The 651-nt window shown below is 54.1% G+C and carries 1 rRNA gene; it reads right to left on the bottom strand.

Features of this window, described 5'->3' with window-relative positions:
• Window positions 1-559: 559 nt before the first annotated feature.
• Window positions 560-651, bottom strand: a 16S ribosomal RNA gene (locus tag TV39_RS21250); the annotation flags it as partial.

Raw genomic sequence — 651 nt, 5'->3', positions numbered from 1 at the left:
AAAAAACTTGACCACAAAAGATCAATCAGAAATTTTCGAGAGAACCACAGAAACCAACCACACCCAACAACCACCCCCCGCCCCGAAAGACAAGGAATCATCATCACGCGCAGCCAGATCCAGGTTCATATTCTTGGAAATTGCTTCTTATAAAAGATGCTCGCGTCCACTATGTAGTTCTCAAACAACAACCCCGTACCACACACCCCACACACACAACCCGCAAAGGCCGATACATGCATGATCGATGCAGCCAGGAAACCAGAAACACAAGTACCAGGATCAACCCCGCAAAGGGAAACCCCGGTCCTGTTGTCTCAGGACCCAACAGTGTGCCAAACACTACCCGGCAATCCACACCGGCAAGCGTTCCAGAACCGGGACCCTCAAGAGGGACCCCGTTCGTACTTGCTGCCGGCACGTGCCACCAGGCACCTATTTGCTGATATTCCACCCGTGAGCACCCGCCGCAGAACTAGCGTCTGCGCAACGGGCGTACTCCTGACAACACCACCACACAGACATAACGCCTGGCAGGGTTGTTGTAGGTGCTCCTTAGAAAGGAGGTGATCCAGCCGCACCTTCCGGTACGGCTACCTTGTTACGACTTAGTCCCAATCGCCAGTCCCACCTTCGACAGCTCCCTCCCAC

The organism is Arthrobacter sp. SPG23 (assembly GCF_000876655.1).
GTDB lineage: Bacteria > Actinomycetota > Actinomycetes > Actinomycetales > Micrococcaceae > Arthrobacter.
Note: the sequence above shows the minus strand (reverse complement) of the source record. Positions and strands in the feature narration are given on the sequence as shown.